General features: G+C 72.8%; 22 protein-coding genes and 1 tRNA gene. 12 read left to right on the top strand and 11 right to left on the bottom strand.

The window, feature by feature from the left end; translation table 11 throughout:
* Positions 1-55 precede the first annotated feature (55 nt).
* A complete protein-coding gene (locus DEU32_RS14385) occupies positions 56-1,441 on the top strand; it encodes a PfkB family carbohydrate kinase (protein WP_258554889.1) in 1,386 nt (461 codons plus the stop codon).
* Between the two features lie 138 nt (positions 1,442-1,579).
* Positions 1,580-2,284, top strand: a complete 705-nt coding sequence (locus DEU32_RS14380) for an SDR family oxidoreductase (protein ID WP_058741779.1) — start codon at positions 1,580-1,582, stop codon at positions 2,282-2,284.
* 195 nt (positions 2,285-2,479) lie between these two features.
* Here DEU32_RS14380 and DEU32_RS14375 read toward each other — a convergent pair whose 3' ends face one another.
* A complete protein-coding gene (locus DEU32_RS14375; protein WP_114851156.1) occupies positions 2,480-3,592 on the bottom strand; it encodes a glycosyltransferase family 9 protein in 1,113 nt (370 codons plus the stop codon).
* A 167-nt stretch (positions 3,593-3,759) separates the two neighbouring features.
* Between DEU32_RS14375 and DEU32_RS14370 the strand changes: the two genes are divergently transcribed.
* From DEU32_RS14370 to DEU32_RS14360, 3 genes are read left to right on the top strand one after another with little or no spacing between them, the layout of a single operon-like run.
* On the top strand, positions 3,760-5,307 hold the full coding sequence (locus DEU32_RS14370) for an aldehyde dehydrogenase (RefSeq protein WP_114851155.1): 1,548 nt from the start codon (positions 3,760-3,762) through the stop codon (positions 5,305-5,307).
* Positions 5,304-6,836: a D-glycero-beta-D-manno-heptose 1-phosphate adenylyltransferase gene (gene rfaE2, locus DEU32_RS14365; RefSeq protein ID WP_258554882.1), complete on the top strand. Its 1,533-nt coding sequence runs from the start codon at positions 5,304-5,306 to the stop codon at positions 6,834-6,836. Before DEU32_RS14370 ends, rfaE2 begins: the two co-directional genes overlap by 4 nt.
* The gene (locus tag DEU32_RS14360; RefSeq protein WP_114851154.1) at positions 6,833-7,717 is read left to right on the top strand and encodes a glycosyltransferase family 2 protein; all 885 of its coding nucleotides are present in this window, start codon (positions 6,833-6,835) and stop codon (positions 7,715-7,717) included. The genes rfaE2 and DEU32_RS14360 overlap by 4 nt, the downstream gene beginning before the upstream one ends.
* A 100-nt stretch (positions 7,718-7,817) precedes the next feature.
* Here the strand turns inward: DEU32_RS14360 and DEU32_RS14355 are convergent, their stop codons facing one another.
* Positions 7,818-8,270 (bottom strand): SIP domain-containing protein, encoded by a 453-nt coding sequence (locus DEU32_RS14355; protein ID WP_167510072.1) that lies wholly within the window; start codon positions 8,268-8,270, stop codon positions 7,818-7,820.
* A gap of 148 nt (positions 8,271-8,418) precedes the next feature.
* Here DEU32_RS14355 and DEU32_RS14350 point away from each other — a divergent pair, with 148 nt between their 5' ends.
* Together DEU32_RS14350 and DEU32_RS14345 are read left to right on the top strand one after the other, a co-directional pair.
* Entirely contained in the window at positions 8,419-9,012 is a 594-nt protein-coding gene (locus DEU32_RS14350; RefSeq protein ID WP_114851152.1) for a molybdopterin-dependent oxidoreductase, read from the top strand.
* A complete protein-coding gene (locus DEU32_RS14345) occupies positions 9,009-9,809 on the top strand; it encodes an FAD-binding oxidoreductase (protein ID WP_114851151.1) in 801 nt (266 codons plus the stop codon). Before DEU32_RS14350 ends, DEU32_RS14345 begins: the two co-directional genes overlap by 4 nt.
* 106 nt (positions 9,810-9,915) lie before the next feature.
* Here the strand turns inward: DEU32_RS14345 and DEU32_RS14340 are convergent.
* Positions 9,916-9,987 (bottom strand) — tRNA-Gly (locus DEU32_RS14340).
* A 255-nt stretch (positions 9,988-10,242) separates the two neighbouring features.
* Here DEU32_RS14340 and DEU32_RS14335 point away from each other — a divergent pair.
* On the top strand, positions 10,243-10,449 hold the full coding sequence (locus DEU32_RS14335) for a hypothetical protein (RefSeq protein ID WP_114851150.1): 207 nt from the start codon (positions 10,243-10,245) through the stop codon (positions 10,447-10,449).
* Positions 10,450-10,500: 51 nt separating this feature from the next.
* Here the strand turns inward: DEU32_RS14335 and DEU32_RS14330 are convergent, their stop codons facing one another.
* Both DEU32_RS14330 and DEU32_RS14325 read right to left on the bottom strand, forming a co-directional pair.
* Positions 10,501-10,890: a hypothetical protein gene (locus DEU32_RS14330; protein ID WP_141861507.1), complete on the bottom strand. Its 390-nt coding sequence runs from the start codon at positions 10,888-10,890 to the stop codon at positions 10,501-10,503.
* A gap of 46 nt (positions 10,891-10,936) precedes the next feature.
* Positions 10,937-11,620, bottom strand: coding sequence for an SMI1/KNR4 family protein (locus DEU32_RS14325; RefSeq protein ID WP_114851148.1), 684 nt, complete (start codon positions 11,618-11,620; stop codon positions 10,937-10,939).
* A gap of 107 nt (positions 11,621-11,727) precedes the next feature.
* Between DEU32_RS14325 and DEU32_RS14320 the strand changes: the two genes are divergently transcribed.
* Both DEU32_RS14320 and DEU32_RS14315 read left to right on the top strand, forming a co-directional pair.
* Positions 11,728-12,567 (top strand): hypothetical protein, encoded by an 840-nt coding sequence (locus DEU32_RS14320; RefSeq protein ID WP_147281487.1) that lies wholly within the window; start codon positions 11,728-11,730, stop codon positions 12,565-12,567.
* 123 nt (positions 12,568-12,690) lie between these two features.
* Positions 12,691-13,260, top strand: a complete 570-nt coding sequence (locus DEU32_RS14315; RefSeq protein ID WP_114851146.1) for an AAA family ATPase — start codon at positions 12,691-12,693, stop codon at positions 13,258-13,260.
* 310 nt (positions 13,261-13,570) lie between these two features.
* Here the strand turns inward: DEU32_RS14315 and DEU32_RS14305 are convergent, their stop codons facing one another.
* Both DEU32_RS14305 and DEU32_RS14300 read right to left on the bottom strand, forming a co-directional pair.
* Entirely contained in the window at positions 13,571-13,996 is a 426-nt protein-coding gene (locus tag DEU32_RS14305) for a hypothetical protein (protein ID WP_141861499.1), read from the bottom strand.
* A 175-nt stretch (positions 13,997-14,171) separates the two neighbouring features.
* Complete coding sequence (locus tag DEU32_RS14300; RefSeq protein WP_114851144.1) at positions 14,172-14,738, bottom strand: hypothetical protein; 567 nt, start codon at positions 14,736-14,738, stop codon at positions 14,172-14,174.
* Between the two features lie 392 nt (positions 14,739-15,130).
* On the opposite strand from DEU32_RS14300, the gene DEU32_RS14295 reads away from it, so the two are divergent.
* Entirely contained in the window at positions 15,131-15,841 is a 711-nt protein-coding gene (locus DEU32_RS14295) for a hypothetical protein (protein ID WP_114851143.1), read from the top strand.
* 272 nt (positions 15,842-16,113) lie between these two features.
* On the opposite strand, the gene DEU32_RS14290 is transcribed toward DEU32_RS14295, so the two are convergent.
* The 4 genes from DEU32_RS14290 to DEU32_RS14275 are packed head-to-tail and all read right to left on the bottom strand — an operon-like array spanning position 16,114 to position 20,378.
* Positions 16,114-16,965, bottom strand: a complete 852-nt coding sequence (locus DEU32_RS14290; RefSeq protein WP_114851142.1) for a universal stress protein — start codon at positions 16,963-16,965, stop codon at positions 16,114-16,116.
* 55 nt (positions 16,966-17,020) lie between these two features.
* Positions 17,021-18,631: an ABC transporter permease gene (locus DEU32_RS14285; protein WP_147281486.1), complete on the bottom strand. Its 1,611-nt coding sequence runs from the start codon at positions 18,629-18,631 to the stop codon at positions 17,021-17,023.
* On the bottom strand, positions 18,628-19,590 hold the full coding sequence (locus tag DEU32_RS14280; protein ID WP_229666698.1) for an ABC transporter ATP-binding protein: 963 nt from the start codon (positions 19,588-19,590) through the stop codon (positions 18,628-18,630). The genes DEU32_RS14285 and DEU32_RS14280 overlap by 4 nt, the downstream gene beginning before the upstream one ends.
* Entirely contained in the window at positions 19,587-20,378 is a 792-nt protein-coding gene (locus tag DEU32_RS14275) for a universal stress protein (RefSeq protein ID WP_114851140.1), read from the bottom strand. Before DEU32_RS14275 ends, DEU32_RS14280 begins: the two co-directional genes overlap by 4 nt.
* 252 nt (positions 20,379-20,630) lie before the next feature.
* Here DEU32_RS14275 and DEU32_RS14270 point away from each other — a divergent pair, with 252 nt between their 5' ends.
* On the top strand, positions 20,631-21,503 hold the full coding sequence (locus tag DEU32_RS14270; protein WP_167510069.1) for a universal stress protein: 873 nt from the start codon (positions 20,631-20,633) through the stop codon (positions 21,501-21,503).
* Position 21,504 lies beyond the last annotated feature (1 nt).

Below are 21,504 nucleotides of genomic sequence, written 5' to 3'. Positions count from 1 at the left end.
GGGCACCACGACCGGCAGCGCCGCTGGCCGCACCGGCGGCACCCGCCGCCGCGTCGTGGTCGTCGGGGACACCCTGCTCGACGTCGACGTCTCCGGCACCAGCGAACGCCTGAGCCCCGATGCCCCCGTCCCCGTCGTCGACGTCCGCACCGACGACCGCCGCGCCGGCGGGGCCGGTCTCGTCGCCTCGATGCTCGTCCGCGAGGGCCACGACGTCACGCTCGTCACCGTCCTGGGCGACGACGACCGCGCCGCCGAGGTCCGCGCCCTGCTCCCCGACGTCGACGTCGTCGCCGGCCCGTCCGGGGTCGCCACGCCCGTCAAGACCCGCGTCCGGGTCGTCGACCATGCCCTGGTCCGGATCGACGAGGGCTGCGCGACACCGCCCGTCCCCGACACCACGGCCGCGATGACCGCCGCGCTCGAGGGCGCCGACGCGATCGTGGTCGCCGACTACGGCCGCGGGGTCGCCGCCTCCCCCGACCTCCGCGCCGCGCTCGAGCGGGTCGCCGCCACCACCCCGGTCGTGTGGGACCCGCACCCGAAGGGCTCCGCGCCCGTGCCCGGCACCGCGGTCGTCACACCGAACACCGCCGAGGCCCGGCGCTTCACCGACGTCCCCGGCGACGGCGTGCCGTTCGCCACCGACGCGGCGGCCGCCCTCGTCGAGACCTGGGGCGTCGACGCCGTCGCCGTCACCATGGGCGACCGCGGCGCCCTCGTCGCGAGCCGCCGTCGCACCGCGCCGGACCGCGACGCGGCGCTCGACAGCCGGTTCGTGCCGGCTCCGTCGGTCACCGCTGGGGACCCGTGCGGCGCCGGCGACCGGCTCGCCGCGGGCGTCGCGGTCGCCCTCGCCGAGGGCGCCGACGTCACCGACGCCGTCGCCGCGGGCGTGCTCGCCGCCTCGGAGTACCTGGCCGCCGGTGGCGTCACGGCACTCTTCGCGGACGACGGCCCCGCCCCGGTGCCCGTCCCCGGCGTGGACCGCGATGCCCTCCGGGTCGTGCACGAGGTCCGGAGCGCCGGCGGCACCGTCGTCGCCACCGGCGGGTGCTTCGACCTGCTGCACGCCGGGCACGCCCGGACGCTCTCCGCCGCGCGGGCGCTCGGCGACTGCCTGGTCGTCTGCCTGAACTCCGACGACTCGGTCCGGGCGCTCAAGGGCCCGGAGCGGCCGATCATGAGCCAGGAGGACCGCGTCGAGCTGCTCCTCGCCCTGGACTGCGTCGACGCCGTCGTCGTCTTCGACGAACACACTCCGGACGAGGCGCTCCGGCGCTTCCGCCCGGACGTCTGGGCGAAGGGCGGCGACTACGCGGCGAGCGAGCTCCCGGAGTCGGCCACGCTGGCCGAGTGGGGCGGCCGCGTCGTGACGGTCCCGTTCCACGCGGGCCGCTCGACCACCCGGCTCGCCGCCGCCATCGCGCGCGTCGGCTGACGGCGCCCGTCCCGGCCACCCCCCCGGCCTGGAGGCACGGCGCACCGCCGCCACGTGCCTCCCGTCCGGTGGTCCGCACCACCACACCGCCCGTCGGCGCCGCCGACGGGCCGCACCACGCCCTCCGGAAGGAAGCACATGCCCGTCCCCACCACCCCCATCGGTCGCGTCCTCGTCACCGGCGGCGCCTCGGGTCTCGGCGCGGCGGTCGTCGCCGCCGTCACCGAGGCCGGCGGCACCCCGATCGTGCTCGACCTCCGGGTCGACGCGGTGCCCGAGGGCGTCGACGCCGTCGCGGTCGACGTCACCGACACCGAGGCCACCGAGCGTGCGGTCCGCGAGGCCGTCGAGCGCCACGGCGGACTCGACGCGGTCGTCACGGCCGCCGGGATCGACAAGCCCGCGCCGATCGGGAGCATCTCGTCCGGCGACTGGGAGCGGATCGTCGGCGTGAACCTGCTCGGCACCGCAGCCGTCGTGCGCGCGGCGCTCCCGGCGCTCGAGGCCACGCACGGCCGGGTCGTCACGATCTCGTCGTCGCTCGCGCTCCGCGGGGTCGGCGACGGCACCGCCTACTCGGCGTCGAAGTTCGGCGTCCGCGGGTTCTCGCAGGCGCTGGCCGCCGAGTCCGCCGGGCGCATCGGCGTGACGAACATCATCCCGGCGGGCATGCGCACCGCGTTCTTCGAGGGTCGGACGGAGCAGTACAAGCCGGGGCCGGACGCGCAGCTGATCGAGCCGGAGTACGTCGCGAACTCGATCCTGTTCGCGCTGTCGCAGCCGGCCGGGTGCGAGATCCGCGAGCTGTCGATCATGCCCGCGACCGAGCCCAGCTGGCCGTAGCCCGTCGAGCGCGGACGAGGCGCGGTACCCGTGGGTACCGCGCCTCTCGCGTGCGCGAGAGTGCCACTTCTGGGGCGCTCGGCGCAGCCGAGCGACGGGAAGGGCCCGCGGGCCGACACGCCGACGGGGTGTCGTGCGCGCTCGGTGACCCGCGGGGCGGGGGTGGGGCGTGCCTCCAGGCCGGTATCCGGGGCCTCAGGGGCCGACGGCCACGGGGTGGGCGGTCGTGGCCAGCAGGTCGGCGACGTCCGCGAGGACGGCGTCGGGCGTGACCTCGTCGACGTAGGACGGGTCGTGCGCGCAGCGCTCCGCGGTCCAGCCGACCTGCGTGACGTCGATGCCGCAGACCGGGCACCGCGTGACGAAGGACAGGTGCACGCGGTGGCGACCGCGATCCGTCGGGCCGGCGTTCACCACGTTGCCGAACCAGAACACGCCCACGGTCGGGGTGCCCACGGCGACCGCGAGGTGCCTCGGGCCGGAGTCGTCGCCGACCATGACGTCGGCGGCGGCGAGCACGGCGGGCAGCTGCGACAGGGGCAGCGTGCCCGTGCGGTCGTGCAGGTGGTCGTGCAGCGCGGTGGGGACCGCGCCGCGGATGGCCTGGGCCGCCGGGACGTCGGATGCGTCCCCGACGAGCACGACGTCGTCGCCCGCGTCGAGCCGGGCGGTGACGACGGCGGCGAAGCGCTCCGGGCTCCAGCGACGGCGGGGGTCCGTGGCGCCGGGGTGCACCGCGACGAGCCGCCCGGCGACGCCGAGCTCTGCACGGACGGCGGCCCGCTCGTCGTCCGTCACGCGGACGCGCGGGTCGAGGGTGACCGGTGCCGCTCCGGCGAGCGAGGCGACCTCGAGCCCGCGGAGCACCTCGTGCTGGTAGTAGACGTAGCGGACCCAGCGCTCCAGGACCTCGGCGTCCTCGGTGGCGGTGCCGACGGTGTGGCGGGCGCCGAGCCGGAGGAGGAACGGGTTCGAGTTGCGGCCGCCGCCGTGCACCTGCACCGCGAGGTCGAAGCGACCGTGCAGGCGTGCGACGAACGCCTCGAGGTCCGGAGCACCTTCACCGCCGTCACGGACGCCGGGGGCGACGGGCAGCTCCTCGAACGCGTGCACCGCGTCCGTCCTCCCGCGCAGCACGGCCGGTGCGAGCGGTGCACCGAGCAGCGTGATGCGCGCCTCGGGGTACGCGGCGGCGAGGGCCTCGAGCGCGGGGACCGCGAACATCAGGTCGCCCAGTCCCCCGCCACGGAGCACCGCGATCTCCCGGACGTCGTCGAAGCGTTCTCCACCGTTGCCGATCAGTTCCACCCGACCCGTCTACCGGAGGACTCCCGGGAACACGGTCGGGCACCGGCTCGGCGGCGCTGAGCACTGCGCGCCGTTGCGCTTCGCGGATGGCCCGGAGCGAACCCGGACCGCCGCCCAGCAGCAGCCGGGCAGCGTGGGGCCTCCCGCCCGCGCACCCGAAGGACACCATGACCCTCGCCGCTCCGTCCCCCGCTTCGACCGACGCCGCCGCCGCTCCTGCTGCTCCCTCCGCTGCGGACGCCGATGCGACTTCCGCTGCGGACACCGCGATCGTCGTCACCGACCCCGTCTCCGGTTCGATCGCCAGCACCACCCGGCGGTCGACCCCGGACGAGGTCCGCGACGCCGTCGCCCGCGCCCGTGCCGCCGCGCCCGGCTGGGGCCGGACCGCGCCGGCCGAGCGGGGTGCCGCACTCCACCGCGCGGCCGCGGTCCTCCGCGAGCACGCACAGGAACTCGCCGACCTGAACACCCGGGAGACCGGCAAGGTCCCCGGCGACGCGCTCGGTGGGGTCGAGGCGGGCATCGGCACGCTCGTGCAGTACGCGGAGCTCGGACCCGTCCACCGCGGCGAGGCCCTCCGCGGGCAGTTCGGTGCCGCCGACTGGTCGGTGCCGCACCCCCGGGGCGTCGTCCTCGCGCTGACGCCCTGGAACGACCCGGTCGCCGTGGCGTGCGGGATCCTCGGCGCCGCGGTCGTCACCGGCAACACGGTCGTGCACAAGGGCAGCGAGCGGTGCCCGGCGACCATCGCGCGGCTCAACGAGCTCCTGGCGGAGGCGCTGCCGGACGGCGTGCTCGTCGGCGTCGACGGCGACGCGGCCACCGGTGAGCTGCTCCTCGAGCAGGACGGCATCGACGTCTACGCCCACGTCGGCTCGACCGCGACCGGGGACCGCCTGACGGCCGCCGCCGCGACGACCCGCGCACACGTCATCCGCGAGAACGGCGGCAACGACGCCGTGGTGGTCGACGGCGACGTCGACCCGGTCTGGGCGGCCGCGCAGGTCGCCCTCGGCGCCTTCGCCAACACCGGGCAGATCTGCACGAGCGTCGAGCGGGTCTACGTGCACCGCGCCGTCGCCGAGCCGTTCGTCGCCGCGCTCGTCGCCGAGGCCGAGCGCCGCACGGCGGCACCGGCCGCCGAGTTCGGGCCGCTCGTCGACGACCGGCTGCGCGCCACCGTGCAGGAGCACGTCGACGACGCGGTCGCCCACGGCGCCGTCGTGCGGACCGGCGGGGTCACCCCGGACGGTGCGGGCACGTTCTACCCGGCGACGGTCCTGACCGACTGCACCGACGAGATGCTCGCGATGACCGAGGAGACCTTCGGCCCGATCGCCCCGGTCCGCGTCGTCGAGGACTTCGACGAGGGCCTCCGGCTGGCGGCGGCCGACCGCTACGGACTCGCGGCCACCGTCCTCACCGCGGACACCGGGCACGCCCTGCGCGCCGCGGCGGAGCTGCCGGTCGGGACCGTCAAGGTCAACGCAGTCTTCGGCGGTGCGCCCGGCGGCAGCGCCGAACCGCGCGGCGCCTCCGGTGCCGGGTTCGGGTACGGACCGCACCTGCTCGACGAGATGACGACCACCACGGTGGTGCACCTCGAACCGGCCCCGGCGCGCGTGACGTGGGCCGACGCGACGGTCGACGCCGAAGCCACCGCCGGCGCGACGGCAGACGCCGGCGCCGACACCGACGGTGGTGCCCGGTGACCGCCGACGTCCGCCTCGTCCGCGACCTCGTCGCCACCGTCGACGACCGCGAACCCCTCGTCGTCGTGATCGGCGACTGCATCCTCGACCGCTGGACCGTCGGCGAGGCCGAACGGGTCTCCCGCGAGGCCCCGGCGCCCGTCGTCCGCGTCACCGGCACCGTCGCCGTCCCCGGCGGCGCCGCGAACACCGCCGTGAACGCCCGCGCCCTCGGCGCCCGCGTCCGCATGGTCGGGCTGGTCGGCGACGACGAGTCCGGCCGGGTCCTGCGTGACCGGCTGACCGCGGCCGGCGTCGACACGTCCTTCCTCGTGGAGGTCCCCGGCGGCACCACGACCACGAAGTCGCGCGTCGTCGGCGGCGACCGCGTGGTGGTCCGCGTCGACGAGATCGCCGAGACCCCCGACGCCGCGACCGGGCAGCGTCTCGCCGACGCCGTCCGGCGGGCCGTCCGGTGCGCCGACGCCGCCGTGGTGTGCGACTACGACCTCGGCGTACGGGCCGAGGACGTCGTCCCCGTGCTCGACGCCGACCGCCCCGCGGCCGTCGTCGTCGACGCGCACGACCTCCGCCGCTGGGCCGGCCTGCACCCCGACCTCGTCACGCCGAACGCCGGCGAGACCGCCGCCCTGCTCGGCCACGACCTCGGCACCGGGTCCGCCCGCGTGCAGACCGTCGTCGACGCCCGCGCCGAGGTGCTCGCCCGTTCGGGCGCCCGCGCCGCCGTCGTCACGCTCGACAAGGACGGCACGGTGCTGCTCGAGCCCGGTTCCGACCAGGGCTTCCGGACGCGTGCGACCCCCGCGTCCGAGCAGCAGGCGTCCGGCGCCGGCGACACCTTCTGCGCGGCGGCGACCGTCGCGCTGGCGGTGCGCGCCCCCGCGCGCGACGCCGTGACGGTCGCGCAGGCCGCCGCGGACGTCGTCGTCCGCGAGGCCGGCACGTCGGTCTGCTCCGCCGCCGCGCTGCTCGAGTCGGTGACGGCTCCCGCGGCCACCGTGGTGGACCACGACGACCTCGCGACCGCCGTCGAGGCCGCCCGGGCCGCCGGTCGCCGCGTCGTCTTCACGAACGGCTGCTTCGACGTCGTGCACCGCGGACACACGACGTACCTGCGCCAGGCGCGGGAGCTCGGCGACCTGCTCGTCGTCGCGCTCAACGACGACGACTCCGTCCGTCGGCTGAAGGGCCCGGAGCGGCCGATCAACCCGGCCGAGGACCGCGCCGGCGTGCTCGCGGCGCTGGCGTGCGTCGACCTCGTGACGGTGTTCGCCACGGACACCCCGATCCCGCTCATCGAACGGCTCCGCCCCGAGGTCTACGTCAAGGGCGGCGACTACTCCCCCGAGATGCTCGAGGAGACCGGGGTGGTCCGCGCCTACGGCGGCGAGGTCGTCATGGTCGACTACGTGCCCGAGCACTCCACGACCGCGGTCGTCCGTCGGATCCGCGAGGCAGCGGCGGGGAACGACACCACCCCGACGACCGCAGCGCCCACCGCCCCCGTCGAGCCCGACCCGGCGCCGTGACCGCGGCCCGCTGGTCGGGGGCGTGGGCCCGGCCGTCGCACGACGCCCCGCTCGACGCGGAGGTGGACGTCCTCGTCCCGACGGTCGGACGCCCCGCCGAGCTCGCCACGACCCTCGCCGGGCTCGCCGCCCAGACCGACGTCGCGTTCCGCCTCGTCCTCAGCGACCAGTCCGCGGAGCAGGACGCCGCCACCGCGCCGGCGGTCGCCGCCATGCTGCGCGTCCTGGAGGCACAGGGCCGCCCCGTCACGCTCCTCGCGCACCCGGATCGGCGCGGCCTGGCCGAGCACCGGCAGCACCTGCTCGACCACGCCACCGCACCCGCGGTGCTGTACCTCGACGACGACGTCTGGCTCGAACCGGGCTCGGTCCGCCGGATGCTCGACGCGCTCCGCTCCCTGGGCTGCGGGTTCGTCGGGAGCGCCGTGCAGGGGCTGTCCTACCTGGATGACCGACGGCCGCACGAGACCGCCGTGTACGAGCCGTGGGACGGCCCCGTCGTCCCCGAGGTCGTCCGTCGCGGCACCCCGGCGTTCGACCGGCTCTCGCTGCACAACGCCGCGAACCCGACCCACGTCGCCGCGGACCTCGACGTGGAGCCCGGCGGCTGGGTGCCCTACCGGGTCGCCTGGGTCGGGGCCTGCGTCCTGTACGACCGCGCGGCGCTCGAGGCCGTCGGCGGGTTCGGCTTCTGGCCCGTGCTGCCGGCCGAGCACGCCGGCGAGGACGTCGTCGCCCAGTGGCGGGTCATGGAGCGCTTCGGCGGCGCCGGGATCCTGCCGTCCGGGGCCGTGCACCTCGAGAGCCCGACGACGGTCACGGACCGACGCGTCGACGCTCCCGACGTGCTGTTCCCCGAGCACGCCGACGCCACCCACTGACGCCCGCCCCACCCGGCTGGCCGACCCGAGTCCGACGCGCCGTTCCCGGACGGCGGACCGCACCGACCCGGCGGCGCCGCCACGTGCCTCCAGGCCGGCGTCAGCTGCCGGACTCGACCTGGACCTGCTGACCCGCGTCGGCGAGCCCGAGCTGGACGATCGAGCGCGCACGCTCGACCCACGGGCTGTCGGCGCAGCCGATCCAGACGGCGGTGCGAGGCTCGGCGCCCGCGACGCCCCACTCGGACGCCCACGCGGTGACGGCCTCGGCGAGGAGTTCACCGTGGTCGGCGAACACGAGCGACGGCAGGAGCGACGGGCGCTCGCACCGGACGAGCCAGGTGACGCTCAGCCGGGGCGGTGCCGGCAGGATGCGGACCTGCTCGGCGAAGGCCACCTCGACGACGACCTGGCCGTACGCGGTGTCGGGCAGCGCATCGAGCAGCAGTCGGATCTCGGGCAGGTCGTCGGCGGCACCCGCGAGCAGGACCCGGTCGGCCGGCGCCGCGGCGTCCGCGTCCGCGTCGTCCGCCCGCCCCGTGTGCCCGCTCATGTGCCGAGGGTACGGCCGGACCGCGGCCCTCCGGCGGACGCACGGCGACCTGCCAGCTGGGCCGCAGACCGCGCTGTCACCTGCCGGACACACACCGTGCGTCCGGACACGGCATGATCGGTCACGACCACCCTTCGAAGGAGCACCCATGGCGACGTTCACCCGCGGCTTCGGCGGACGCCGGGACGACCGCGACGACCCCCGGATCCCGCCGGGGCAGACCCTCGTGCGGGACTGGCCCGTGCTGTCCGCCGGGGCGACGCCGGACATCGAGCCGGCCGACTGGAGCTTCTCGATCCGGACCGAGACCGGGCTGCACACGTGGACGTGGGACGAGGCGCAGGCGCTCGGCGTCGAGGACGTCACCGTCGACATCCACTGCGTGACGCACTGGACCAAGCTCGACATGCCGTGGCGCGGCGTCCCCCTCGACCGGTTCTTCGCCGACGTCGAGACCTCGCTCGAGTACTGCATGGTGCACAGCTTCGGCGGCTACACGACGAACGTGCCGCTCGACGAACTGCTCGACGGGCAGTCCTGGATCGCGTTCGAGGCGGACGGCGAGCCGCTCGAGCCGGAGCACGGCGGGCCCGCGCGGCTGCTCGTCCCGCACCTGTACTTCTGGAAGAGCGCGAAGTGGGTCCGCGGGATCGTCATGCAGTCCGACGACGAGCCCGGCTTCTGGGAGAACGCCGGCTACAACATGCACGGCGACCCCTGGAAGGAAGAGCGGTACTGGTGAGCGGGTCCGCACCGGTCGACGGCCTGGAGGCACGCCCCACCCCCGCCCCGTCCGCCGCGTCCCGCAGGCGGCCGGCCTGGCACCCGGCGACGGTCGCCGCCGTCGCGCAGGAGACGCCGAACGCGCGCCGCATCGTCCTCGACGTGCCGACCTGGCCCGGCAACGACCCCGGCCAGCACCTCGACCTGCGCCTGACCGCCGAGGACGGCTACCAGGCCTCCCGCTCGTACTCGATCGCCTCCGCCGGCGAGGGCACGCGGGTGGTCCTGGCCGTCGACCGCGTCGAGGGCGGCGAGGTCTCACCGTTCCTCGTCGACGCGATCGAGGTCGGCGACGGGCTCGACGTGCACGGTCCGCTCGGCGGCTGGTTCGTCTGGCGTCCAGGGCGCTCCGACCGGCCCGTCCAACTGATCGCCGGCGGATCGGGGATCGTGCCCCTGCTCCCGATGGTCACCGCGCACGCGGCCGCCGACGACCCGGTGCCCTTCCGGCTCCTCGCCGCGACGCGCACGCCCGAGGACGACTTCTTCGTCGAGGAGCTCGACGCCGCGCTGCGCTCCCCCGCGCCCCTCGAGGTCACGCACGTCTACAGCCGCCGTGCGCCCGAGGGGTCGGGGATGCCGGTCGGCCGCCTGACCCGCGACGGGCTCGAGCGTGCGGTGTTCCCGCCCGAGGTCGGCGCGCTCGTGTACGTGTGCGGGTCGACGCCGTTCGTCGAGCAGGTGCTGCGGTGGCTCGGGGAGCTCGGGCACGACGTGTCCGACGTGCGGGCCGAGCGCTTCGGCGGCGCGGGGTGACCGGGACCCGGATCCGCTGATCCGGACCGGCTGAACGACGAAGGCCCCGATCGACTGACCGGGGCCTTCGTGTCGCGATGCTGACCGTGCTGCTTCGCGTGTTCCGAGCGGATGACGAGATTCGAACTCGCGACCCTCACCTTGGCAAGGTGATGCGCTACCACTGCGCCACATCCGCGTACTCGAACACTCTACCCCGACATCGGCTGGGCACGCGGATCGTGTGCTCCACCGGGCGCGTCGCTTGCTCCGGCACGTCGGACCAATCCGGTACCCGCCGGTCTCCGGATGACTCCTCGGTGCCGAGGACGGCCGTCCTCGGACACCGGGGTCACCCGCCCCGCTGCCCGGTCCATCGCGGTGACCCGAACGCTGCGAGGGACCGGGCGGCCAGGGCGAGGTGTTCCCAGCCCCGGACGGGTTCACTGGGCCCATGAGCTACGTGCACGACAACCCCGGCGGCACCGAGGCCCACGGCGTCGACCTGATCGACGGCGAAGCCCCCGCGATCCGCATCCTCGTGCACGGCGACCTGCCGACGACGATCGAGCACGAGGACCGGGTCTGGCTCGCCACCGGCGACGCGCACGACGACGGCGACCCGTCGGCTCCCCCGATCGCGATCTACCGGCCGGTCTGACCAGGGCCCCGGTGTCCGTCCGCACCGTGCTGGCGATCGGCGACGGACGGTTCAGCGGCGGTCCCAGTGCGTCGACCAGAACGCGTCGAGGCGTTCCTGGTCGGTCCACCACGTGACGTCGACCTCACGGGTCAGCGCGTCGACGAGACCCCCCTCCGTACCGGGCACCCGATCATCGGGCCCCCAGTCCTCCATGACGAAGCGGCCGTCCTCGTCGAACACGGGTCCCGTCCGGTCCCAGACCTCCAGTTCGTAGTAGTCCAGGGCACCGCGCTCGTTCCAGTGCGGGTGCGCGACCACGGTCGCCCCGGCGGCCGGACCGGACCCGATCGTGCCGACGATGCCGTTGCGGCCCCACGCACTGAGCGGCGGCACGCCCGGGTGGACGTCGATCACCTCGTGCGGCGGTGTCCGTGCAGCACGCCTCGGCCAGATCCGCATGGACGCATGTTGCCACAGCACGGCGGCGGTCCGGCGCGATCGCCGGTCAGGCGGCTGGACGCCCGGTCGGGTGGAACAGCTGCGACAGCGGGCGGCTGGACGTCCAGTCCGGGTCGTCCTCGTCCGCAGACGGGATGAGGTCACCGGACTCGACGAGGTCGGACACCTGCTCGAGGTACGACGCCAGGGTCGGCGCGAGCACGTGGTGCCCCTCGTCGTCCGACCCGAAGGTGATGACCTGTCCGACGGTGCCGGCTGGGCCGGGATCGAGGTCCACGCCGATGTGGCTGCCGCTGCCGTCGTGGGTGAGCGGGATCCACCCGCGGACGGAGTACTTCGCCTGCACGAACCCGTCGGGGTCCGAGGACGCGAACTCGTCCATGTCCTCCCGGGACTCGAACCCCGCCCAGTTGTCCCAGTTCAGGAGCAGGTCCTGTACCGGCAGCAGCGGCGCCCCGGCGAACAGGCCGGCGGCGAAGCGCGGATCCGCTGCCGTGTACTGGTGTTGTCCGTCGTGCAGCAGGTACAGCGCGCGGACGTCCGCCGGCAGTTCCCTGCCGAGGTGCGTCTCCGCGTGCGTGAGTGCGGCTTCGGTCGCCGGCGGGTGCAGCATCGTGTCGCCAGGGATGCGGGCGACGAGCCGGGCGAGCGCTGCTCGGAGCCGGTCGGTCGCGTCGTCGGCTGGTGCAGGGTCGTGGTTCCCCCGCCGGAAGAGTCGGCCCAGGTCCATCGATCCACCGCACCGGTGGTCGCCAACTGACCACCCGGCTACGTCGCAGGACACAGTTCGTCCTGTGGGCTGATGTGTCGGCGTGCGGTCCTCGGCACAGTGGGGTGGTGAGGGGAATCCGGTGGGTCGCGGCTGCAGTCGTGGGGGCTGCGGCCGCGACCGCGCTCACCGGCTGCGGTGCCGGTTCGTGGTGCTCACCGCTCGAGCCGGGTCCGTCGGTCACCGCGGAGTACGCGCCGACGGTGAAGCGTCTCGAAGCGTTGCCGGGGGTGGTGGTGGTCACCGCGCGGTACTGGCAGCCGGACGACTCGCACTGCGTGTCCCGGGAGTACCTCGAGACGGCCGCGTGGTCGGCGGACTTCACCGTTCGTGTCCGTGCCGGGTTCACGCTCGAGCAGGTCCGCTCGGTGCGGGCGGCGCTCGGACCATCGACGGCGACCGTCAGGGCGCCCGCCGGGCACGACCTCGCCGCGTGGGAGCTCGACCTGGCGAACCCGTCCGGTGCGACACCAGCGCCGTCCGCGGCGCCGCTGACGGTGGACGAACGGGGCTTCCGGTTGGTGACCGCGGCGGCCGCGCTCCCGGACGTGACGGTCGCCCAGCAGGGGGCTTCCACGACCGTCCGCGTGCGGACTCCGTCGTCCCTTCCCGCAGCAGCGGCCTGGCTGCGCGCGCACCTGGACGGCGACGACCCGTCGTCGGTGTACGTCGGGACAGCGAAGACGTGGACGACGTACGTATCCGTCACCGGCTCGTCACCGGTGTCGGAGACGACCGTCGAGACGGCAACTCGAGTCGCCGCAGCGGATCCGGATGTCCGGAGGTTCTCCGTGTCCGGGTCCCTGGTGACTGCGGTCGTCCCGACGGAGCGTCAGGCGGAGGTGGTCGTCGCCGCGTTCGGGGCGACACCGGCCGACGCGGATGGACAGCGGGTGTCCCTGTGGTGACCCGACGGGAACGGGACGGAGGTGTCCGGGATGGTCGGCGCCGCTGCCGGTCGACGTGTCGGCTGACGAACGAGCACGAACGACGTCGGCGCGGACGACGTCACGGCGCGGCAGACTCAGCGCATGGCAGTCGAGCGTGGACCGCGGACCTGGATCATCACCGGCATGCCCGGAGCGGGCAAGTCGACCGTCAGCCGAGGCCTCGCCGGTGCGCTGCCACGCGCGGCTCGTGTCGCCGCGGACAATGTCGGCCGGATGATCAGGTCCGGCGCGGTGTGGCCGCTGGGACACCCCGAGGACGAGGCCGCACGGCAGGTGGCGTTGTGTCACCGGAACATCGGCGCGCTGACCACGAACTTCGTGACCGCCGGCTTCGACACGGTCGTCGACTGCGTCCTGCCCGACGCGCACCACCTCGACCACCTCGTCGGCGTGCTGCCGCAGGTCCCGACCTTCCTCGTGGTCCTGGCGCCCGGCGGAGCGACCTGCAGAGCCCGGAACGCCGCGCGGCCATCGGCGGACCGTTTCGAGTTCGACGGGCACGAGGCGCTCGACCGCTCGATGCGGGACGGGTTCCGGGACCAGGGTTGGTGGATCGACACGGCGTCGCAGTCCGTGGACGAGACCGTTCGACTCGTGGTCGAACACGCGGTCGTGGGAGACCGCGGGCGCATCGCGGTGCACGCCCGTTGACGGCACGCAGATCGGTGCAGCCCTCCGCCGTTCAGGGGATCCACCGGTTGCGCTGCAGGAAACGCGAAAACCCCCGCCGAAGCGGGGGTTTCCATGTGGTGGGCGATACTGGGATCGAACCAGTGACCTCTTTCGTGTCAGGGAAATGTGCCGTCGAACGGCCTGCCCGTCGTGGCTGGCATCTGGCCCGAGATCCGCGCCGGTGCGGGCTTCCGAATGGAACCGACATCAACGGAGATGAACGGCGATGCGTACAGATTCGTGCCAAGAAACGTGCCACGAACTGGCGACGAGACGATGTCGTGCGGCATCACACCGGTGAGCGGCGACGGCCCGCTCGGACGTCCTGCCAGAAGTCGAGAGCCTGCTCTGACGTCCAGTAGTCGTCGAGCAGGGGAACGTCGCAGGGCATCATCCACCCGAGGACAGAGGCAGCTTGCCACGGCGAGAGGATCTCGGCCTGGCGCACGACGGCGGTCCAGGTCGGAGAGAGCGTCAGTCGGAGGACATCCCGAGGCTCGTCGCGCAGTGCGATGCGCTCGTACAACGACACGTCCTTGGTGTCGTCCCGGAGTTCCACGATGACGCCGTACCCGGCACCGAGGGAGAGCACCTGCGCTCGCCCGCGTACCGCGGCGTCTTCGGCATCGGTGTCGCGGCACTCGATGACGAGCAGTTCCCCGCCCGGACCGAGCGCGTGCGCACGGAGCGCCTCGCGCAGGAGGGACCACGGCAACTCGCGCCATTCAGTGCCCGACGCGCCGTCCAGCGTGACGAGAACACCGCCCCAGTGCTCGATCGTCCTTTCGGGGTGTACCTCGGTCAACGTGGCTTCTCCGTTCCGGATCCCCGTCCATGACGGATGTCGTCCTCGGGGCACCTATGCGCGGACCAGGGCAACCCACGTCGATTCACCACAACTCGATGACGCCTGCGTCAGCGAGCAGCCGCAAGCACGCATCGGGCGCTCCGCACACCCGCTCAGTGAGACCGCTCGGGAGCGGTCGCTCGCCGAGCTGCGTTCCCGTCAGGTACAGCGGCGGGACTCCGAGCCACCGCAACGGAAGCGGCCCGTCGAAGTGGGTGTCCTTCGGTGCTGCGTAGAGCCGGTGCTGCGAAGCGGACATCCTGTGGGCAGCGACGCACCACCGGACCTGTTCGTAGTGCGCTCGCTCCGCGGCCTGAGCGGCCTCGGCAGTCCGGGAGGCGAAGTCTGCCCGAGTGGTCGCGCCCGGGAACATCCACTGCAATGCGGTCGTCGCATCGTCCACGACCGCGCAGTCTCTGCCGCAGCTGATGATCATCGTGGTCACCGGGACTCCAACCGCGGTCGTGAGGTCCATGGGTTCGGTTTCCAGCTCGGCTCCCGGGCAGCGCGAGAGTCCTGAGGTGAACCGAGAGAAGTGGGTCGTGCTGGCCATGCTCAACACGATGCGGCGAAACCCGAGTTGATCCAGCCCCTGGCTTGCGAAGATCACGGCTGACGCTCAACGGGTTGAGCGGTCTGGCAAGTCAGCCAGTTCCGCAGCCTGCTGCGGAAGTAGGGCCTTCTTTCTTCTTCTTAACTTCTTGAACACAGATATAGATCTGAAGAAGAAGAGGGATACATCTCCCCTCCCACCTCCCCCATACATATAGATCCCTATCCATAGCTCTTACCCTCCGGCCGGAAGGGACGAGACTAGTGCCCTGGAACCCCGCCGATCGGCATGCCCCTGCGGTTAGCTCCGACTTCCGGACGTGAAGTCGGCGGGGAAGCCGGCCCCGCTGACCGACTGACGACGACCGGCACCCACAGCTCGTCCTGGTTTCGCCGCATACACGTGGATGAGGTCGTCAACAGGTCGGCCCTTAGCACCAGGAGCCCCAGATGACCACCAGCACGAAGAACGTCCCGGTGACCGAGACCATGACCCTCCGCGAGCTCGCCGGCGCCGTCGGTGTCGCGATGGGGAGCGCCTACGCCTGGTCCTCGAAGGGCAAACTGCCCGCCGGCACCTACCGGGACGAAACCGGGAAACTGCGCATCCCCCTCACCAGCGCCGAGCCGTTCATCGAGGAACGCCGATCCGACAAGCGCCGGTTCTACGGGTACGGCATCGAACCCTTCCCGGACGACGTCGAGACCGTGGACCTCGCGTGGATCGCCGCGCAGCTGAACGTGACCCAGCGACGCGTGTGGGTGCTCAGCTCCGAGGGTGCCCTCCCCGACTCTGCCCGCCGCATCGGCAACTCGATCCAGATCCCCATCGACGATGCCCGCCAGTTCGTGGAAGAGCGTCGCACCACCCGCCGCCGACCGTTCCCCTGCCACCGCCACCCCGACCGTTCCTCCGTCGGCCTGGGCTGGATCGCGGATGAGATCGGTGTGCCGCGCCGGTCGCTGTACTACATCATCAACGTCGTGCCGCTGCCGGACTCCGCCTACTACGTGGGCAACGAGTTCCGAGTGCCTCGGCAGGACGCCTTGAGCTGGGTCCGCGCGTTCTGCGACGGACTGGGCGAGGACACCCCGACCGCGCGCCGTACCCGCCGCGTGTGGGAGCGGGCGCTCGGGACCCGCGCATCCTCAGCGCAGTGACGACGCCGCGCTGCCTGTCAGGCGATCTCGTCGACGTAGGCAGGCTGACTGCAGGACCGCCCTTGCCACCGCACCTGCACCGGCCACCACCCGCCCTGCGTGACCACGCCCTGCTCGCCGCTACGGACGAACGACCGGCTCACACCGCCGTGATCCTGAAGAGCTACCACGAGCGTACCTGCCTGCAACATATCGTCTCCATCCTTGAACCGTTGATCGGTACAGGGGAGGTATGCGCGGAGACTGGCCGTTCGTGGGCGGTGTCGCCGGTGTCACAGGTCCGCGGAGGGCCTATCGAGCTGCTGGGGCACCACGCACACGGGGACGCGGCCGTCGTGCACGAGGTGTTCTCCTACGGACCCGAAGAGACTGCCGGCGACGGCCGACCGGTGGCGTCGTCCGATGACGATGAGTGCCGCGGCTTCTCCGCTGCGCTGCAGGACTGCTGCCGGGCGCCCCTGACGGAGCTCCGCGCGCACGCGCAGGTCAGGGAGTTCTCGGCTCACCCTGCGGATGGCAGCGTCCAGTTCGAGTTGTCCCTCGTGCTCCCAGCGTGGCGCGTCCCGCGCGAGGTACACCCGACCGATCGGCGACACGCTCGTCGGTGGTTCCCAGGCTCGGACGAGGACGAGGTCGCCGCCGCGTTGCCCAACTCTCTCCGAGGCGAACTCGAGTGCGCTCGTGGCCGTCTGGGCTTCGACACCGACCACGACGGAAGGAGCGGGAGTGGGCTGCCACCGTTCGGGTACGACCACCACCGGGCCTTTCACCCCGGCCATGACTCGTTCCGCGACACGACCGGTGACGGACGCCCAGACCCGGTCGCTGCGGCGTCCGCCGATCACCAGGATGTCCGATTCGCCGGTCTCCCCAACGAGTCGACCCAGTGTCGGGCCGTTCATGACTTCCTGCTCGATCCTGAGATCGGGATGCCGCTCGGTGAGCAGATGCCGTGCGATCGTCAGCCGACCCGTTGAACGCTCCGCTGCCTCACCGAACCGCTCGTGGATGGTCACCAGCCGTACTACGTCACCATCCGCGACGTTGTGCGCGATCCACTGGAGCGTGTTCCAGCCCGCCGCGGTCTCGTCGATCGCGACGCTCCAACGCACCTGCTTCAGCATCGTCGGTTCCTTTCTCGTTCCTCGGTCGTCCGCTTCCTTGCGCTCGGCGTGCTCGTCAATGGTCTGACCCCGTGTCCCTGAACCGCATAGCGAGCGCCGAGATCCCGACGACGACGAGCGCGCCGGCCGTGATCGCGACGGCAGCGGCCACGCTCGGCCCCGTGTGAAAGGGATCCACGGCGTGCTCGAACGGGCTCAGTCGGCGCAGCGACTCCGGCAAGCCGGCGATGCTGCCGTACTCGCCGACGAAGGCCGCGGCAGCGTAGAGCGACCAGGCGAGCGCCACGCTCGTGCGCGGCACGATCGCGAGGACGAACGCGGACACGGCGAGCATGACGAGCACCGCCGGCAGTTGGCCGAGCGGCGCTGTCGCCCAAGGCGCCGACGTGCCGCCGACCTCCCCCGCGGCGACGGCCGCGACCAGTCCGGACAGCAAAAGCACCACAGCAGCGACCGCGCCGGGGAGTGCAGCGAACGCGAAGAACCACGCCGTGCGGCTGGCACCGCTGACGATCAGGAGATCTGCTCGCGCGCTGGCCTCCTCCCGCCGCAGTCGGAGCGCTCCCTGCACGCACATGGCCGAGACCAGGACTCCGATGGTCTCTGCACCCAGTCGGACGAACGACTCCGACACGTCCTGCGCTCCGCCGCCCATGGCCGTGATCGTCCTCGTGACCGCCGGAGATACGGAAGTGAGCTGGTCGGTGACCACACCCGACAGTGAACCGACGAGCGCACTGAAGGCGAGGATCGCGATCGTCCACGTGACCAGGACCGCCCGGTCGAGGCGGACAGCCAGGCCGAACGCTCCCCGCAGCCACAGGCGGGCATCCGCTCGTCCCGGTCGGTGGCCGATGGTCGCCGACCCGACATCTCGACGGCCCGCCGTGACGACGGCACCCACGCCGGCCGCGACGAAGAGCGTGGGTCCGAGGACGAGGGGCCAGAGCGACTGCTCGCCGAACGGCCGGGTCGCCTGCGCCCAACCGATCGGACTCGCCCAGCTGACCCACGACGGTCGCAGGACCAGCGTGCGCATGTCTGCGGTGCCGGTTGCATCCCCGATGCCCCGGATGAAGTACCACGCCACCAAGACGATGGCTCCCGTGGCGTTGGTGGCGCGTCCAGACGGGAAGAACTGTGCGAGGAGCAGGACGACTCCGGCCGTACCCACCCCGGTGCCCGCGCACGCTGCACCGAACAGCATCGATCCGCCCGGAGGCTCCGCTGTGAGGGCGTTGCCCGATGCAACCGCGACACCGGCGATGGCGTTCCAGGCCACCACGAACAACAGCACACTCACGACTGGTCCGGTCCGGGCCGTCGCGGTGGAGCTCAGAGTGTCCCCGAGACCACTCTCCTCGGCCGCGCGACTGTGCCGGGTGACGAGGAAGACGTTCATCATCCCGACCAGGAAAGCGACGAACGACAGGCTGAGGGCGGTCAAGAACGCCCCAGCAGAGGCGCCGTCAGGTGTCCCTCTGAACACCAGGACGACGGGCGTGGCGAGGAGTACGCGGAGCGTGGCCGCACGAGCGGCTCCGGTGGGGAACGTCGCGGCGACCTGGACGGTGACCAGCGACGTCGTGACCGCGAGCCCCAGGACCCAGCCGACGAGCTGCCACAGGTCTGCCCGGAGGCGTGACCGGACCAGCAGCAGGATCATGACGTGCTCCATGCGGTTGCCGCCGAGACCGACTCGGTCTCGTACTGGTGCAGGAACAACTCCTCCAGGGACGGCGGAGCGATGACGAGACCGGTGATGTCGAGTGCCGCGAGCCGGGGGAGAGCGGCCACGACGTCCGACTCCGCGACGCTGCAGGAGAACCGGGCGCCCGTCACGGAGAGATCGCGCGCTTCGGGCAGGGCGGCGCGCACCTCGCGGATCGATCCTGCGGCGTCGAAGGAGACAGTGGTCCGCGTGCGCCGTCGCAGCTCCGCCATCGAGCCCGTCTCGACCACCCGACCGGCGCGGACGATCGAAACGGTCGTGCAGAGCGCCTGTGCTTCGCTCAGGACGTGGGACGACAGGAGCACGGTCGCTCCAACGTCGTGCGACGCTCGGACGTGTCGCGCGAACACCTCCTGCATCAGGGGGTCGAGTCCCGTCGTCGGCTCGTCGAACAGGTAGAGCTCCGCCGGGAGGAGCAGTGCGGCGACGAGGAGAACCTTCTGGCGGTTGCCTCGCGAGTACGCACGGACGCGTTTCGTGGGGTCGAGTGCGAAATCCTCGAGCAGCGCGGCCCGCTTCGCTCGGACGGGACGGGATCGCACCGCGCCGCCGCGCAACGAAGTCAGGAGGTCGATCGTTTCGCCCCCGGTCAGCCCGGGCCACAGAGCCGCGTCCCCGGAAACGGCCGCCATCCGGCGGTGGAGCGACACCGCGTCGCTCCACGGATCGCCACCGAGCACTCGGACGTCCCCGCGCGTCGCCTTACTGAGACCGAGGAGGATCCGCATGGTGCTGGTCTTGCCCGCGCCGTTCGGCCCGAGGAACCCGTGCACCTCCCCCGCGGCGACGTCCAGGTCGAGGCCATCGACTGCTCGGACACGCCCGTAGCGTTTCTCGAGCCCGCGGATCCGGACGGCGGCAGAGCCCGTCAGCCCGGTCGACGACCGATTCACCGGACGACCGCGACAGGCGTGCGGGACGCGCGGACGACCTGCTCGGTCACTGTTCCGGCCCTCGCGCGCCGGTGTCCCGCTCCGATGACGAGCAATGACGCGGCCTCGGCGGATTCCACGATGCGCCGCGCCGGCGGACCCGCAACGAGTCGCCGGACGACGTCCACGTCCGGCGCCTCGGCGAGAGCGTCCTCCACCTGTTCCTCCAGCATGCGCAACCGACGGGTCCGCTCGACGCCGCCCGGGTCCTCGGCACCATTGCCGTGTCGGGGTGACCATGCGCTGACGGCCACGATCGACTGTCTCGTGCGCCGCGCCTCCTGAACCGCGAAGCGCAGCGAAGGACGCGACGAAGCGCCCGGATCCACCGCGACGACGATCCCGTCCCGACGTGCCCCGGGCGCGAGCGGAACGACCACGACCGTGCAGGGGGCCGCGCCTACGAGGCGGTCCGCGAGCGAGGGCCGCGAGCCACGCGCTGCCGGCACCCCGTCCCGGCCCACGACGAGGACGGAGTCTGCGTCCACCGAAGCGAGCAGCACCGCGGTCGGGTGCCCACGGTGCACCTCGACGTCCACCCGAACGGCGTGGTCGGTGTCGATGACGGCGTTGACGGCCGCCCGCACGGAGAAGTCGGCGGTCGACAGGGACGGCGCGGCAGAGTCCGCTGGGACAGCGTGGACGACGATGAGGCGGTTCGGCCCGCCTTCAACGCGATCCAGTGCCCACGCGAGTGCGCCGCGAGCCGCGGACGACCCATCCCACCCGACGACGAATCGTCTGGTCATCGCTGACCCCTTCCCGGAGGCGGTCGGTACCCCCTCCGCTACGAGGCTGCGGGTCCATCCGCCGCGGGAACAGTGTCGAAGGTCCCGGTGCGCCCGGACCGACCCGGCAACCGTCTCGGAATGGAGAAGCCTGCCAACACCGGTAGGACGTTCGACCCTCCACGGCTCGCTGTGGTCGACCTACCGTCGTGGCAGGCGACCACCGCGGTCGCCAGCCGGGCACAGACCGGAAGAACCTGCCGAGGAGCAACCATGACCAGCTACACCGTCGCGGTCGACGACACCGACGCCGGCTCGCGGACCATCGAATGGATCGACGAGAACCTCCGCCCAGGAGACCGCGTTCGGCTCCTCACGGTCAGCGAGCTCTACTCCGAGACGGTGCTGCGGACCGAGCAGCGGCTCGAACAGGCAGAGACGCGGTTGCGTCGGCGTCACCCTGGGCTGATGGTCGAGCAGTCCGTGCCGGAGGGGCCGACGGTGGAGCGACTGCTGCTGGACTCCGAGGACAGCGACGTCCTCGTGCTCGGTGCCCGTCAGGCGCACGTCGTGCTCGCGACGCTCGGCGGCCGGATCGCTGAACGCGTCGTGGCACGTACCACCGTGCCCGTCATCGCCGTCCCCGAGCACTGGCACCACGGTGCGGGCCCGGTCGTGGTCGGCGTCGACGGTCGGACCGCCTCGGCCGCGCTCGCGTTCGCCGCGGACCAGGCTGCTGTCCGTGGCAGCGAACTCGTCCTCGTCCGGGCCTGGGACATCCCGCTGACGATCTCCCCGTACGCGAACATCTACCTCGCGGACGACCGGGAGCTGTGGGAGCACGAGAGCACGCTCGAGCTCCAGGCCGCGAGCCGTGCCGTGGCGGACCGCCACCCAGACCTCGTCGTCCGCGCGGCTCGTCGACACGGCCAGACCGCGGCCGCACTCCTGGAGGAAGCCGGGGCCGATGCCTCGCTCATCGTCACCGGGCGACGACACCGGACCGCCATCGGGGCGTTCCTCGGAGGTTCGGTCGGTGAAGCGCTGATGCACCGCGCCCACTCGCCGGTCTGCATCGTCCCCCAGCCGGCCGCCGCAGTGCCGGCGACGGCCTCAGCCGTACCCTCGCCGGCGGAGGTGCATTGAC

Source organism: Curtobacterium sp. AG1037, assembly GCF_003349855.1.
GTDB classification, from domain to species: domain Bacteria; phylum Actinomycetota; class Actinomycetes; order Actinomycetales; family Microbacteriaceae; genus Curtobacterium; species Curtobacterium citreum.
This window is presented reverse-complemented; position numbering and strand designations above follow the sequence as displayed.